Raw genomic sequence first — 15,825 nt, forward strand, 5'->3', positions numbered from 1 at the left:
TTTATTCCTCCTTTTGTGATTTCTTTTTATTTTTTTTGGATATTATCCGTTTCGCTTTAAGAAGTGCAAGGATAGTTTTTCCGGTTCTCATGGAAACCATACAGTCAATCGTGCTGGACATTTCCCTCCCTTGGAAAATAGGGATTACTTGTATATCGGGTTCACATTCCAGCCTCCCGAACTCGGCAATCATACCAATTAAGGCACCTTTTACCGACCAGGCCCCTCCGGCAAGCATTCCTGTACTGGCCGCATCTCCGGTCCCCCCCTTGGTGTACCACTTCAGCTGATGGAAATGCATATTTTTTAAAATGGCATAAAGGTATCTGCTAACATCCATGGTTATGTTAAGCATTTCTTTCACTTTTCGGGAAAAGGAACCGGATACTAAATGGTCCAGTGAGTCCAACCAATCATTATCCTCCCTTTTCTCCCTGGTGATATCTCTTGAGAATACTCTGAGCCTCAGGAAAAGAACTGAAATTGACAGTAGCTGTCCATTGCCCGAATATGTATAATTTACGGTTATATAGATCCTGGAAAATAACAGGAGTATCAGAAGAATGAAAAGGATCGCTAACGATAAATAGACCATCTGATGACCTTCTTTTTTTATATTCCTATCCTTAGATTGCACCATATAAGGAAACCTACTCGTATAATTGGGATAAAGTCCCTTTAAATGCTAAAATGAGGAAAAACCTATCAATGGAGGTAATGAAATAATGGCAGCACGAAATAAATTATTTTTTTATAGTCCTAATCTGAATGAGATGGCAAATAAACTGCAGCCTCTGTATGAATTGGCGGAGAAAAATGATTTTGTGCTTACTGAAGATGATAAGGAAGCTAATATTATTGTCGGTATCGGAGGGGACGGAACCTTTCTTCAAGCCGTAAGAAAAACCGGTTTCCGTCAGGATTGCCTTTATGCTGGTATAACCGTTGCCGGAGAATCCGGATTTATACTGCGATTTTGATTTAGACAACTTTGAGGATATGCTTCAGTCGCTGCAGCATGAGGAATTAGAAGTCCGCCGCTTTCCTGTCATAGATACGATCATTAACGGGGACAGCACCTACCAATGCTTAAATGAACTAAGTCTCCGTTCTTCCATCATTAAAACTATTGCAGTTAATGTTTATATTGATGAACAACCTTTCGAAACCTTTCGGGGAGACGGGTTGATTGTTGCTACACCAACAGGGAGTACAGGCTATAATAAATCCATTCATGGTGCAGTCATGGACCCGCTGTTGGAAGGATTCCAAGTATCTGAATTAGCTTCTCTTAACAACAACCGCTACCGCACCCTTGGGTCATCTTTTGTATTAGGAAAGGGGCGTACGCTCAAGCTGGAAATTATTCAGGACGGGAATGATTATCCAATTATCGGCCTGGATAATGAGGCCTACCCCATCCAAAATATTAAGGATGTGAAGGTGACATTGAGCAATAAAATAATTAAAACCGTAAAACTGAAGAATAACTCCTACTGGGAGAGAGTCCGCCGTACATTTCTATAAAACTAGAAACCCTCCCCGCTACATGCGGGAAGGGTTTCTTTCATATACAATCTCTCCGTCCACTATCGTCATTTCAATTGGAATATCCTGAATATGTTCTGGGTCTGCCTGGAAAATATCTTCCCCCAGAATTGTAAAGTCGGCACGGTAGCCTTCTGCAATCAACCCTCTGCTATCTTCCTGGTTAACCACATACGCACTGCCAGCAGTATACAATTGAATCGCTTCAAATACAGTTAGCTTCTCTTCTGGATGATATACTTCATGGTCAATGGTGGACCTCCGTGTAACTGCAGCTTGAATTCCCACAAGTGGGGCCACTTCCTCAATAGGAGCATCCGAACCGCCCGCACAGGAGATTTGATGATCCATCATTGTCTTCCATGCATAGGAAAGTTTGAGACGTTCCTCTCCGAGACGATCAATTACCCATGGAAAATCAGAAGTCATAAATGATGGCTGGATATCAACAACTACCGGAAGCTGCTTTAGCCGGTCTAAGGTCGATTCATTTAATATCACACCGTGGATGATACGGTCCCTTGCGCCATTTTCCAGTGGATACTTATGGATTAAATCGGCAATCTCTTGGACCGCCCTGTCCCCAATCGCATGTACAGCAATGGGAAGCCCATGTTCTCTCGCTTTTTTTATGATTCTTTCGAGCTCTTCAGTCTCATGAATGGCAAAACCTTTATTGCCGGGATCATCGGAATAGTCTTCAGAGAGCCAGGCCGTACGTCCCCCTAAAGCTCCATCGGAAAATATCTTTACTGCGCCCAATTCCACATACCTGGTCCCGCTTAAATAGCGAAGTCGATCACTGATCAGCTCATCCAGCACGTCATGATGCACGAGTAGATGTGCTTTGAATCTCCGGTCTCCACTAAGCGCATTTTGATACGCATCAAGGGTCTTCCTATATCCATAATAATTAAGGTCCTCGGTATGGCCGCCTACCAGGCCTTTGGAGTGCAGGTCATCCACCGCAATCTTAATCACCTGCTCCAGATAGCTCTGTGACACATCAGGCAGAGAATCCTTTACCAAGTCCTGGGCATTGTCAAGGAGATATCCTGTCGCATCTCCATTGTCGTCTCTGACAATCCTTCCGCCCTGCGGATCGGACGTCTCCTTCCCAACATCAGCCATCTCCAATGCCTTTGTGTTAGCAATTAAAGCATGCCTGCACACTCGGGTAAGCATCATCGGGTTGTTCGGTGCAATTTCATCCAGCTCTGTGCGGTGAATGATCGATGGGTTCTCCCATTGGTTCTCATTCCACCCCTCCCCTATCAGCCATTCTCCTTCAGACAGGTATGGTATACGATTTTGTAATGCTTCTTTTATTTCGCCTGCTGAGGTCATTTGTGATAGGTCTAGCCTAAGAAGCTTTTCGCCATGCATCACAATATGAAGATGACTATCCACAAGGCCAGGAATCATTGTCCTTCCTTGCAGGTTCACCTCTTTATCAATATCATCATAGAATGAATGATATAACTTTTCATATGTACCAGCTGCTTTTATTGTATCATCTTCTGTAAAAACGGCTTCTGCCATGGATCCCTCATGCTCCATGGTATAGATCTGTCCTCCAAACCATAAAATCCCCATTTTTTCATTCCCCTTCCAAAAATACCTCTCTTTTACTTTACCTATTTTCATGCCAAATTACAAAACTTGAGGGCTATCCCCACAAGGATAGCCCAATAGCCATATTCATATTAAATTGATTTATTGTTGACCTTGCTGGCCGCTAAATTGCTGCTCAGCCATAGAAACGAGACGTTTTGTGATTTCTCCACCAACAGATCCGTTGGCACGGGAAGTAGTATCTGCACCAAGTTGTACACCAAATTCCTGGGCAATTTCAACTTTCATTTGGTCTAGAGCTTGTTGAACACCAGGCACTAGCAATTGATTTGAATTATTGTTGTTTGCCATGTCAGTTCACCTCCTTGGTACGCTTATGATGTGTACCAAGGGAGAAAATCATGCATTTAACTGATTGGTATATGCTGGTTGTTCAACCAGTTGCTGCCGTCAAAACAAATCATCCATGTCATTCAATTGCTTTTTCTTATCGTCGAGCTTAATTGTTTCAATGCCCGCTACCGCTTCGTCAATTAGATGGCTGAAATCTTTTTGCCCCTCAAATTGATTAACTTTCTCTCTCGTAGGTCTGGTCTTGGGAGATTTCGGCACAAAGATGGTACAGCAATCTTCATACGGAAGTATAGAGGTCTCATACGTTCCTATTTGTTTGGAGATGTCAATAATCTCATGTTTATCCATTGCAATTAACGGACGGATAATTGGGTAGTTGGTAACCTCATTTATAGTATGCATACTCTCCATCGTCTGACTGGCAACCTGACCTAGGTTCTCACCTGTTGTCATAGAGAGAATAGATTCCTGTTCACATACCTTTTCACTTATCCGCATCATCATTCGACGCATGATTGTCATGGCATAACCCTCTGGCATTTCTCGGAAGATTTCCTGCTGAAGCTTAGTGAAAGGCACAATATGAACCTTCACCGTCCTCCCGAAATCTGTTAGCTGTTCTGCTAGGTCGAGTACCTTCTGTTTGGCTCTTTCACTCGTGAACGGAGGTGAATGGAAATGGATAGCTTCGATTTGGACACCTCGTTTCATAGCAAGATACCCTGCAACCGGACTGTCAATTCCGCCAGACAGGAGAAGCAGCGATTTCCCTGCAGTTCCTACTGGGAGCCCGCCAAGTCCAGGGATTACACGAGAAGTGATGTAGGTGGCCTCCATTCTGATCTCCACCTTAATTTCCATGTCAGGCTGATGGACGTCCACCGAATACCCTTCCGTATTGGCAAGCAAATGACCGCCAAGCACCTGATTCATTTCCTGTGAAGCTATCGGAAACTCCTTATCAATCCTTTTTACACTGACTTTGAAAGTATTGATGTTTTCCCCGCTTTCCAAGGCATACAGGGCAGCTGCCTTGACCGCTTCCACTTCATTCTCTACTTTTATTGCTGGACTTAGACTTTGAATTCCGAATATTTTCCTGCATTTGTCAATGATCGGTTCTGCTTCATGTCCATTAAGCAGGACAAACATCCGTCCTTGTGTCCGTTTTACTTTGGCATCGGGAAATTCCTTCAGTTTATGCTGGATATTTTCCTGCAGTTTTAGGATGAACTGCTTTCTGTTTTTCCCTTTCAGAGCCATTTCACCATAGCGTATTAAAATATGATCATATTGCATTTGACATCTACTCCATTACTTCTTTAAATTGTCTGATTGACCGGTCTAGTGCGGAAAGAAATGTATCTATCTCCTCCCGGGTATTATCGTAGCTCAAGCTTACTCGTAATGCGGAAGTGGTCCGGTCATTACCCCAGCCACATGCCGAAAGGATTTTGCTTTCATCCTTCTGCTTGGAAGAACAGGCAGATTTCGTTGATATATATATCCCTTCCTCGCCCAACATATGAATCAGCACTTCTGGTTTGGTTCCCGGTACAGAGAAATTCATAATATGTGGCGCGGAAGATTCTGGTGTATTGATCTTTACATCTTGGATTTTAGACAGTTGTTCACGAAGATGCAGCTGCAAACGGCGCAGCTGGTCGCCTTCCTTTTTTTCGCGTTCGGTTATCAGCCTTAAGGCTTTGGCCATCGACACAGCTCCCGCAAGGTTTTCCGTCCCTGAACGATGTCCATATTCCTGGCTTCCTCCGTGGAGAAGTGGGAACAGAGTTGTTCCTTGTTTTATATATAAGATTCCCGTTCCTTTCAATCCATGTATTTTATGGCCGGAAAAAGTACATAAATCAATTCCACTCCCCCTAAGCTTAAGCGGCAGCTTGCCGACTCCCTGGACATTGTCGACATGGAAGAACAGTTTTGGGTGCTGTTTGGCAACAGCAGCTGCTTCCTGGATTGGTTGAACCGAACCAATTTCATTATTTACATGCATGAGAGAAATCAAGATGGTATCATCCCTGACGGCCTTTTTTAAATCAGTTATTGATATTACACCATTTTGATTGACGGGTAAATAGGTTACCTCGAATCCCAGCCTTTCCAGCCCCCTGCATGCCTCCTCTACGGATGGATGCTCCACTTCGGATGTAATAATATGTTTCCCTCTATTTTGATGTTCCAAAGCAATGCCTTTTATCGCGGTATTATTTCCTTCCGTTCCTCCAGAGGTAAATACAATTTCAGACTCTGTAACCCCAATTATTTCCGCCGCCTGTTGCTTGGCCTTATGGAGTAGTTGTTCCGCCTCACCGCCAAATTGATGAATGGAAGAAGGATTAGCATAATATTTAGTTGTAACCTGTTCAAAACTCCTCATTACGGAGGGTTCTGGTTTGGTAGTTGCACTATTATCAAGATAAATCATTCATTATACCCCTTATTTCAGAAAACTTGCCTGCACTTTTACGGCGCAGGCTGGAAGTCCTTAACTATACTTTTATAGAAACTAATCTGTCATCGAAAAAACTTTTCATTTCTTTTCCAAGACAAAAGGGAAGGCTGACTTAGTAAAGGATTCCTTACATATCCTTTTCCTAATGACAGCCTTTATCCCTTTTTATGAACTGCTGACCATCTGAACCTCTTCAATCCGTTTTAAAGCTCCAGGTTCAATTTCTTCTACGGCTTTTGCTGCCTGCTCCAAGGCCAATTCATATTCATATGATCTGAACAGCCTTTCCGCTTCAGCCAATTTCCCCGCCAACATGGCATCTTGACTGCGATAACGGTTAGCATATTGGATGACCTGCTCCGTTAAATAAGCCTGTTCAAGCATCAATTCCGTTTGTTCCATGGCCTTATCTACCGCTTCTTTCGAATTATTCAGCGCCTCCTGCACGTTTACCATATCAAGCGGCTCTGTCTCCAAGGCAGCAAGAACCCTTTCGTTCTTGCTGGAAGCTTCATCTAAAAGATTCCATATATATGTAGGAACGCCTGGAATATTGCTTTTCTTCAATTTTCTTCCTACTCCTTGAAGCTGTGTTCTAATTTCCATCAATTTCTCTTTTGCTTCCAGTTCATCCTTACGTAAATTGTGGATCCTCTTTTTGAATTCTTCATGTTTCGCCTGCAATTCCTGTACCTGGCGGAAGCCTTCTTCCACTTTCTCTCGTACCTCCGAATGTGCCGCATTATCATTTTCCAAATCCTTCGACATATCATCAAGCTCATCTCTTAATGATTCGATCGCCGTTTCAATACCCAGGTACTTTTCCATGTCACTGTCTTCCAGATGGTAAGCTTCGCGCAATTCCTGGAGGTCTTCTTTTGTTTCCGTGAATGTGATCGTCAGTTCATTCAATGTATGTTCATATTCCGGCATTTCTTTGTCTAAGTAGTTTTTGGCTACAGCTTCTTTTTCTAGAAGGTCGTACATCTCTGTAATGCCTGCCTCTACCTCGGCAACAATTTCACTGACGCCGTCCATCTCAGCATTTTCCAATTTGCTTACATTGCTTAATAATTTTTCCTGATATGTAAGAATTTCGGTTTCAAAGCCGAGGTGGGAAACATGATAGCCGGCTTCTTCCATCTCCCTTAGTCCGCCCGAAAGATTCTCCAGCTGAGAAGGAAGCTCTTGCTTCGACTTCTTATACAATGACGGGAATTCCTCTATCTGCTTTTGCAGCTCCACCACTCTGTCCTTCAGGCGGTCAACCAACCTCTTCGCTTCCAGATAATTTCCTTCTTCGGCAAGCTCTTGGTATTGATCCAGCATTTCTTCAAGCTTATCAATTTCTCTGTCAAAATGGAGTTCTGCTTTTCCATATTGGTAACGGTTCTGGGATATCTGCTTCCTAAGAGCCTTCACCTGCGGCTGGAGATTCTCCATTTCCGTCCGGCTTGACTCTTCTGAATCAATCAGTTCATCGACCTCTTTTAATATGATTTCTATTCTCTTTTCAATGGATTGGAGTATCTCTTCCACGTCACTTAATATCCGCTTCGATCTGGTGAAAAGATAGCGGTCAGCAGCCTCTTCCGCATCGAATAAATGTTCCTCGATATCCGGAAGCTCTTTGGATGCGATAGTATCCCACCGCTCTTTCCAATCCTCGAATTTCTCTTGGGTCTCACCTGATAGATTGAGGCTCTTAATACGCGATAGATGTGCTGCAATATTCCGATCCATTATATCCATTTTCCAAGCCTCATACTTATCCACTTCATCATAGACCCGCTTACGTATAATCAGGCCTGCTATGATTAGTACGATGATTGCCAGTATGATTCCAATTACGTACGCCATCTGTATGTAAGCCCCCTAACCAAATTCCTATAAGAGGCAGCAATTGCAAAAGCCTCCTGAAGAACAAATTATCATAAAAATTCCGCCTGTAATTTTCTATTACCTATAATACCATGCAACCGGCAATTTTGGCTAAAAAAATACAAATAAATTAATAATTCGCCGCTTATCGTTTCTTTCCCTGCTATTCTTTCAGTTCCGCTTGTTTTTCAGCCATAAGGAAATCCAGCCATTGGTGAACGGTTTTTACGTATTTTTTCACAAACACGTCGTGGGAATAATCTCCAACTACTTTGTCCTTCCACTCATTCTGCATAACATAGGGTGTAACCAGCATCCCTTTTAACTGCAGGAGGATAAATACGGCATCCAGCCCTTTCCGTCTATGACTCTTCAAAGCCTCTTGAAAGGCATTACTGATCAGATAATTTTCCTTCGCCAAATATGTTACTGCCATTTCCCGGACAAATACGGAGTCTAGGGAAAGTTCCCTGTGTATAAAACAGGAGAATTGATGATGCTCTTGCTTATATTTTATAATCTCAAACACCAACTGTTTCAGCCTGTCCAGAGAGGAACCTTCTTCCATTTGGCTCCATACCTCTTCCATTCTTTTCAAATATGCTTCATAATACTGGGTAACGGCATACTCCAACAGCCCCTGCTTGCTTTTGAAGTAGTAACTGATTAGAGAAACATTTACAGAGGCTTTATCGGCAATATCTCTGACCGAAGTGCCGCTGAAACCCTTTTGATAGAATAATGAAGAAGCTGCATTTATCACTTTTTGCTTTGAAGGGTTTTTTTTCATGTTATTCAACTCCTTATATGTCATTTACGACAGGGAGGCCGATTATCCTGCAATTTTACCTCGACAAAATACATATAGGATGTCGATAATTGTTCAAACGAATCTTAATTATGAAAGGAAAATGTATATGATTCAAGCAAATGCCTATTCCGGGAATAAGGAGAAAGACTATCAATTGCTGAATAAACAGCTGAAAGCTCTAATAGAGGACGAGACTGATGCCATTGCCATCCTATCCAATGCCTCCGCACTTTTAAATCAATTCTTGAATGACGTAAACTGGGTCGGCTTTTATTTGTGGAAGGATGAGGAGGATGAGCTCATACTCGGACCTTTCCAAGGGCTTCCGGCCTGTGTCCATATAGCTTTCGGAAAAGGGGTATGTGGTACAGCTGTCAAAGAACGCAGCACCCAGGTCGTCCCGGATGTCCACCATTTTCCAGGACACATTGCCTGCGACAGTGCCAGCCGGTCGGAAATAGTCGTTCCAATCACGGTAGATGGTTTTATATACGGTGTTTTGGATATTGACAGCCCAATTACCGACCGTTTCGACGAGATAGACCAGAAGTATCTGGAGGAGTTTACAGCTATTCTGGAACAGTTTCTGAGTTAAACGTCCATGTTGTTTGCTGAATTGCCTTAGAATATATTCTAACTTGGAATAGAAAGTAATATAATTCATAGCGGTTAACGTTTAAAGACGATTCTATATGGGGTAATTATATTAAAAATCCGCCTTTATAAAAGATCCAATATCAGGAGGTTCTTATATGAAATTATACCAAGTTAGAAAAGGACAGTTTGTCTTCTATCAGAATGAACTCCATAAAGTATATTCCATCAGGCCAGTCTATAAAAAACCAGTTCAATTGTATCGTCTGAAAGATATGCAGCAGGTACAGGCCAAGGCTGGAGATATAGAGTATATCCGGCCACAGAATAATGACACTTTTATTTTCTATGGCAAAAGATATACCATAAATAACCAAGAAGAACCGGAACCAGGTGATTATATTCTTATCACCAGGCCAGCACCGGACCTTCTTGACCATTATTCTCTGAATGAGATTGAAAAAGTGGGCCATGTGGAAGAAGGGAATGTCATCACCACCAGAGATAATGGTGTCAGGCGCAAAGAGTATGTAGTGATGACGCCCGGCAGAACGGAAGATGCCAGAGAAATTGCCTACCAGGATCCCGCCCTTGTCTCTGAAACTCAAAAAGCAGATGATGAATCGATTACTTATTTAATTGAGAATGATGACTCCCTTAAGCCGATGGTTGGGGATATATATGTAGATATTCACCAGCAGACGAAAGCCATGATTGTCGCTATGACAGAAGACGAAGTGATATTCGGCCATGGCGTTCGAGTGCACGTTGCTGAATTACTGAACAAAAACAATTTCGAACTGGTGTATCAGGTGGATGAGGGGCTCTAAGGTCCCTCATCCTTTTTCATTATGGCCCTCCCCCATTTCATCTTCCTCCACATTATCCCACCTTTTAACCAAGTATTTTCCCACCTATGGTTGACTTATGTTCTGCCAAGCTATATACTATTCTTTGTGTAAAATAATAAAGGTAGCTTAAGTGGACCGCTGCTTGTTCCCATTATGTTCCTTATTTCAGTATAAGGTGTATCGTGTAACTCTCTGCTGCTGGAGCGATGGTACATGAAAACATAATGGCCAACAGAAGGGACACACCGTTTATTTTATGCAAAATAAAATAATAAAGGAGTATGTCTTATGGCTCGCTATACTGGATCAGTATGGAAAAAATCACGTCGTCTTGGCATTTCATTAACAGGGACTGGTAAGGAACTCGATAAGCGTCCTTACGCTCCTGGTCAGCATGGACCAAACCAACGCAGAAAAATCTCTGAATACGGATTACAGCTGCAAGAAAAACAAAAGCTTCGTTTCATGTATGGATTGAACGAGCGCCAATTCCGTACATTGTTTGACAGAGCAGGTAAAATGAAAGGTATTCATGGTGAAAACTTCATGATCCTTCTTGAATCCCGCCTTGATAACCTTGTATACCGTTTGGGTCTTGCCCGTACACGCAGACAAGCCCGTCAGCTGGTCAACCATGGCCATGTAACAGTAGATGGTGGACGTGTGGATATTCCTTCATACAGCGTGAAACCAGGCCAGGTAATCGGACTTCGTGAAAAATCCCAGAATCTTGATATCGTCAAAGAAGCTGTGGAAGTAAATAACTTCGTACCTGAATACGTAACATTTGATGCAGATAAAATGGAAGGTACTTATGCTCGTTATCCAGAGCGTTCTGAACTTCCAGCAGAGATCAACGAAGCACTTATCGTTGAGTTCTACTCTCGTTAATCTATGCCGTCTGCAGGTTAACACACAAAAATCCCTTGAAATGTTGTTAGATCAACGTTTCAAGGGATTTTTTGGAGGCAAATGATGGTTTAGCTATGAATGGATGCTGAACACAACCGGCCCAACTATGAACCATGATCAAAAAGGCGCTGACTTCAAGTCAGCGCCTTTCACTTTTATTTATAGTTGATCAATGTGTATTTTTTCTTGCCCCTGCGGATGATCGTAAACTGTTCTTCAATCCTGTCTTCTGCCGAAACGACATACTGTAAATCCTGAACCCTTTCGCCATTAATATAAATAGCACCATTCTTGATATCTTCCCGTGCTTGCCGCTTGGAAGGTGAGATAGAAGATTCGACAAGTAGATCGATCAACCCGATCTCTTCTTTCTCAGCCTGATAGGTAGGTACATCCTTGAACCCTTGTTTAATATCACTGATGGACAGTTGTTTCAGGTCACCACTAAATAGAGAAGCTGAAATCTTTTGTGCCTGTTCCAATGCTTCCTCATTGTGTACTTGCCTCGTCATTTCCTCAGCTAGCCGCTTCTGGGCTGCTCTTTCCTCCGGCCGGTTGTTGACCTCTTCCTCTAGTGCAGTGATTTCGTCATCTGAGAGGAACGTAAAGTAGCGAAGGAACTTGATAACATCACGGTCATCCGTGTTTATCCAGAATTGGTAAAATTCATAAGGAGATGTTTTTTCTGGATCCAGCCAGATGGCACCGCCTGCCGTTTTGCCAAACTTTGTCCCATCGGCTTTTGTGATTAATGGAACAGTAAGGCCAAATACTTTGATCTCTTCGTCCTCATTTTCCCTCGATCTCCGGATCAATTCCATACCTGCAGTGATGTTCCCCCACTGATCACTGCCGCCTATTTGCAGTGTACAGTTCTCCTCTTCATACAAGCGGAGAAAATCAAGGGATTGCAGAATCATATAGCTGAATTCCGTAAAGGTGATTCCCTGCTCGATACGGGCTGAGACAGACTCTTTGGCCAGCATATAATTTATTCCAAAGTGCTTCCCTGCATCCCGGAGGAAATCGATGACTGTCATGCTGCCTAGCCAATCGTGATTATTTCTGGCAAGGACTGGGTTTTCTCCTTTATTGAAATCAAGAAGCCTGTCTATCTGTTCTTTGATTCTTTCACTGTACTGCTTGACAACCTCTCCTTCATTCAAGGAACGTTCAGTAGACCTGCCGCTTGGGTCTCCAATCATCCCTGTTCCACCGCCAACTAATGCAATCGGCTTATGCCCTGCCTTTTGAAATCTCTTTAGCATGGTGACAGGCAGCAGATGACCTATATGTAGGCTGTCGGCAGTCGGGTCAAAACCAACATACAATGTAACTTGGTTTTCTGCCAAGTGTTTCTCCAAGCCTTCCCTGTCTGTCGTCTGATGAATCAAACCTCGATTTTCCAAGTCCTGTAGAATATTCATTTTTACCACTCTCCAACCCTGAAATTTTGCATAAAAAAACCCGTTCCTTAAGATAAGGGACGAGTTGAACACGCGGTACCACCCTTGTTGCATAAAAATGCCACTTGGGATTTGTTAACGATGTCTCCACCGTTTCCGCAGGTGTGCCCCTGCCGGAAAATACTCCAGACCGTAATTCATTCGCAAATATATACCGGCTTTCACCAGCCGCCGGCTCTCTTGGATAGTGATTTGCAAACTACTTCAATCCTTCATCGTATGAAAAATATTATTCTTTATTCATACCATATTCGGCTTTAGAAAGCAATAATAAGCTCCAGTTTTTTCTGTTCCAGTCTGTCGTATTGTGCTATAATTAGAATGGAATTTGGGAGGTTTTTCAATGGATTTAAAAGGAAAATACCATAAATACAGCCAAAAGTTTGGTGAGATATGGAAAACTGGAAAAATACAACGCTCTTCCCGTATTACCTATGATGTCTTCTGGAACGTAGTGATCTTTTTCCTGATCATAGGTTTTATCGGGCTCTTTTTTGCTGGAGGAATTGGTGCCGGCTACTTTGCATCGCTTGTCGAGGATGAGCCGGTGCGAAGCTATGAAGAAATGAAACAGCACCTCTTTGATTACAGCGAAACATCCAAGTTGTACTTTGCAGACGAAGTCTACTTCGGCGATATCAGTTCAGACGTTCACAGGGAAGAGATTTCCCTTGAAAATATCTCTGACCATCTTATCAATGCGGTGATTGCTACAGAGGATGAATACTTCGAAACACACGAAGGGATTGTCCCGAAAGCCCTGCTCCGCGCCATGATGCAGGAATTCACCAATTCCGAGGTTCAAACGGGCGGGAGTACTCTGACACAGCAGGTCATTAAGAACCAAATCCTGACAAATGAAGTTTCCTTTGAAAGAAAAGCGAAGGAAATCCTGCTGGCACTCCGCCTGGAAAGGTTTTTTGAGAAGGATGATATCCTGAACGCTTATCTTAACATCGTTCCATTCGGCAGGGATGCTGCCGGAAGGAATATTGCAGGGGTCCAGACAGCAGCTAAAGGTATTTTCAATGTAAATGCTGATGAACTGAATTTGCCTCAGGCAGCTTATATAGCCGGTCTTCCCCAGAGCCCTTTCGCGTATACACCTTTTAAGAATGCAGGAGGGCTCAAGACCGAGGAAGGTATGCAGAAAGGATTGCAAAGGATGCAGTCCGTACTGGACCGGATGAAAGAGGAGGAATATATTACGGAGGAAGAATATCAGGAAGCCACCAGTTATGATATAGTGGCAGATTTCCGTGAAGATTTCCCTCTCCCGCGTGACACGTACCCGAGATTGACAGATGAACTGAAAAGCAGAGCTGTTGATAAACTAACCATGGTGATTGCTGAGGAAGATGGATATACCAAGGAAGAACTCGAAAATAAAGAAAGCCTCAAAGAAAGGTACAGAGAGCGAGCAAGAACTGACTTAAGTACCAAAGGCTATCAGGTTCATTCTACCATCGACAAGGAAATCTATGACTCTATGCAAGAAGTCACTGAAAACTTTGGAGATTTTGGCCCGACCTGGACCGGAAATATTACCAGGGCAGACGGCGAAGTAATTGAAACCACCCAGCATGTACAGGCTAGTGCTGTAATGATCGAAAACTCCACCGGCCGTATTATCAGCTTTGTTGCAGGAAATGATCCTGAAAAAGATTATAATTTTGCCACAGCAGCCAAACGGTCTAACGGCAGTACCATGAAGCCATTGTTAGTGTTTGCCCCTGCAATGGAAGAAGGATTAATTCAGCCGGGAACTCCTGTGGCAGATGTTGACCTTCCTGTAGCCGGTGACTGGAAACCATCAAATTACAGTGGTTCCCATTACGGCCTGATTCCTGCCAGGAAGGCTCTGTATAATTCATATAACGTATCCACCAGCCGGATCTATAAAAAGATGCTTGACAGCAACCCTGATAGGAATCCAGTGGAAAAATATCTTCAGAAGATGGGAATCACTACCGTTGATCCTAAGGAAGGTTACTACCCTTCCCTCTCCATCGGTGCTACCACGACTGGGGTTACAGTTGAGGAAAACACCAATGCTTTTGCTACCTTCGGCAATAAAGGGAAGTTTGCCGATGGATATATGATTGACAAAATCACGACTGCAGATGGGGAGATCATTTTTGAGAAAGAAGTAGAGACTGAAGAGGTATTCTCCCCACAAACGTCCTACCTTACTCTTGACATGATGAGGGACGTCATGGATAAAGGGACAGGAACCTATGCTAATTCACAGCTTTCAAATCAGAGTGTGGATTGGGCTAGTAAGTCGGGTACCGGCCAGGAATGGAAGGATGTATGGTTCATGGGCGTCAACCCGAATGTGACTATTGGGACATGGATGGGGTATGAAATCCCGAAGCCATTATATAGATCCTGGGATCCGCAAGGGCATAGCCAAAGAGTACAGAGGTTCTGGGCTCAACTTGTCAACAGTGCCGCTCAGGCAGATCCAGAACTGGTTACTCCGAGTGAATCCTTTGAACAGCCGGAAGGCATTGTTTCCCGCAGTTATTGCGCCATTTCCGGGAAGCTCCCTTCTTCACTGTGTGAAGCTGCTGGATTAATAAAGGCTGATTTATTTAATGAAAAGTACGTGCCTACTGAAACAGATGATAGTCTGATACGGGGCAATTCTGTACAGGTAAACGGCCGCTCAGTTGAAGCAGACTCAAACACTCCGAAAGAATTCATAAATAGTAACGGTTTGGCATTCAACCCTGAATTTCTGGAGGAGAACGGTTATGACCAACTGAATAGCATCAGAGAGCTCTATCCCCGTACGGACAGAGACCGCTGGGAAAGAATTGGGGCGCCGAGCTCAGGGACCACTACTATTGAGGATAATGATCAGGCCCCGTCTGCCCCGGAAGCATTAAGCAGCTCTGGGGACAGCTTGGCATGGAACAGTTCCAACAGTCCTGATGTTGCCGGCTATCGCATCTATCATGCTGAAGACCGGAATGGAAGCTACAGCCAGATAGGAAACACCACCTCCACCTCCTATTCCTCGTTGCCAGGAGATGGAGTATACCATGTGAGAGCAGTCGATTATTATGGAAGACAGTCCACTCCTTCCGCCGAAATTGTCGTTGGAGAACTGGCTGCTACTGCCTCCTCACAAGAGACAACTAATGAATCGCAAACCAACGTAGAACAGCTATCTAATGAGGAAACCGAAGAAGACTCCGAGATAGAAGCAGTCGATCAAGGAACTGAAGATGAAGGTTCAGAAAGCCAAGATGGCAGCATCGAAGAAGAGAATCATGAAAGAGAATAATTAATCAGCTTAGGAGCTTGCATGTTGGCAAGCTCCTTTATTTAGCTTTATTTTATATGTTCAGA

The 15,825-nt window shown here is 43.4% G+C and carries 12 protein-coding genes, 1 pseudogene and 1 other annotated feature; of the genes and pseudogenes, 5 read left to right on the forward strand and 8 right to left on the reverse strand.

Going from position 1 to position 15,825, the window contains the following annotated elements:
* Window position 1: 1 nt before the first annotated feature.
* Window positions 2-595, reverse strand: a complete 594-nt coding sequence (locus tag ACFODW_RS09935; protein WP_390305882.1) for a DUF2953 domain-containing protein — start codon at window positions 593-595, stop codon at window positions 2-4.
* Window positions 596-725: 130 nt separating this feature from the next.
* Between ACFODW_RS09935 and ACFODW_RS09940 the strand changes: the two are divergent.
* A pseudogene (locus ACFODW_RS09940) lies at window positions 726-1,527 on the forward strand (NAD kinase).
* Between the two features lie 18 nt (window positions 1,528-1,545).
* On the opposite strand, the gene ACFODW_RS09945 reads toward ACFODW_RS09940, so the two are convergent.
* The 6 genes from ACFODW_RS09945 to refZ form a co-directional block, all read right to left on the reverse strand.
* Window positions 1,546-3,144, reverse strand: coding sequence for an amidohydrolase (locus ACFODW_RS09945; RefSeq protein WP_390305884.1), 1,599 nt, complete (start codon window positions 3,142-3,144; stop codon window positions 1,546-1,548).
* A 120-nt stretch (window positions 3,145-3,264) separates the two neighbouring features.
* Complete coding sequence (locus ACFODW_RS09950; RefSeq protein ID WP_390305886.1) at window positions 3,265-3,474, reverse strand: small, acid-soluble spore protein, alpha/beta type; 210 nt, start codon at window positions 3,472-3,474, stop codon at window positions 3,265-3,267.
* Window positions 3,475-3,573: 99 nt separating this feature from the next.
* Complete coding sequence (gene thiI / locus ACFODW_RS09955) at window positions 3,574-4,776, reverse strand: tRNA uracil 4-sulfurtransferase ThiI (RefSeq protein WP_390305888.1); 1,203 nt, start codon at window positions 4,774-4,776, stop codon at window positions 3,574-3,576.
* A 7-nt stretch (window positions 4,777-4,783) separates the two neighbouring features.
* Window positions 4,784-5,923, reverse strand: coding sequence for a cysteine desulfurase family protein (locus ACFODW_RS09960; protein WP_390305890.1), 1,140 nt, complete (start codon window positions 5,921-5,923; stop codon window positions 4,784-4,786).
* Between the two features lie 192 nt (window positions 5,924-6,115).
* Window positions 6,116-7,810 (reverse strand): septation ring formation regulator EzrA, encoded by a 1,695-nt coding sequence (gene ezrA, locus ACFODW_RS09965; protein ID WP_390305892.1) that lies wholly within the window; start codon window positions 7,808-7,810, stop codon window positions 6,116-6,118.
* A gap of 184 nt (window positions 7,811-7,994) precedes the next feature.
* Entirely contained in the window at window positions 7,995-8,621 is a 627-nt protein-coding gene (gene refZ / locus ACFODW_RS09970) for a forespore capture DNA-binding protein RefZ (RefSeq protein ID WP_390305894.1), read from the reverse strand.
* Window positions 8,622-8,748: 127 nt separating this feature from the next.
* Here refZ and ACFODW_RS09975 point away from each other — a divergent pair, with 127 nt between their 5' ends.
* The 3 genes from ACFODW_RS09975 to rpsD all read left to right on the forward strand — a co-directional run bounded on the left by ACFODW_RS09975 (window position 8,749) and on the right by rpsD (window position 10,978).
* Window positions 8,749-9,237, forward strand: a complete 489-nt coding sequence (locus ACFODW_RS09975; RefSeq protein ID WP_390305896.1) for a GAF domain-containing protein — start codon at window positions 8,749-8,751, stop codon at window positions 9,235-9,237.
* Window positions 9,238-9,394: 157 nt separating this feature from the next.
* The gene (locus ACFODW_RS09980; protein WP_390305898.1) at window positions 9,395-10,066 is read left to right on the forward strand and encodes a hypothetical protein; all 672 of its coding nucleotides are present in this window, start codon (window positions 9,395-9,397) and stop codon (window positions 10,064-10,066) included.
* A 309-nt stretch (window positions 10,067-10,375) separates the two neighbouring features.
* Window positions 10,376-10,978, forward strand: coding sequence for a 30S ribosomal protein S4 (gene rpsD / locus ACFODW_RS09985; RefSeq protein ID WP_390305900.1), 603 nt, complete (start codon window positions 10,376-10,378; stop codon window positions 10,976-10,978).
* Between the two features lie 176 nt (window positions 10,979-11,154).
* Here rpsD and tyrS read toward each other — a convergent pair whose 3' ends face one another.
* The gene (gene tyrS / locus ACFODW_RS09990) at window positions 11,155-12,426 is read right to left on the reverse strand and encodes a tyrosine--tRNA ligase (RefSeq protein ID WP_390305902.1); all 1,272 of its coding nucleotides are present in this window, start codon (window positions 12,424-12,426) and stop codon (window positions 11,155-11,157) included.
* Window positions 12,427-12,478: 52 nt separating this feature from the next.
* Window positions 12,479-12,690, reverse strand: a binding site (T-box leader).
* 118 nt (window positions 12,691-12,808) lie between these two features.
* On the opposite strand from tyrS, the gene ACFODW_RS09995 reads away from it, so the two are divergent.
* Window positions 12,809-15,760, forward strand: a complete 2,952-nt coding sequence (locus tag ACFODW_RS09995; RefSeq protein WP_390305904.1) for a transglycosylase domain-containing protein — start codon at window positions 12,809-12,811, stop codon at window positions 15,758-15,760.
* The last annotated feature ends 65 nt before the right edge of the window (window positions 15,761-15,825 follow it).

This window comes from Virgibacillus sediminis, from assembly GCF_042643265.1.
In the GTDB taxonomy this organism is placed as follows: domain Bacteria; phylum Bacillota; class Bacilli; order Bacillales; family Amphibacillaceae; genus Virgibacillus_O; species Virgibacillus_O sediminis.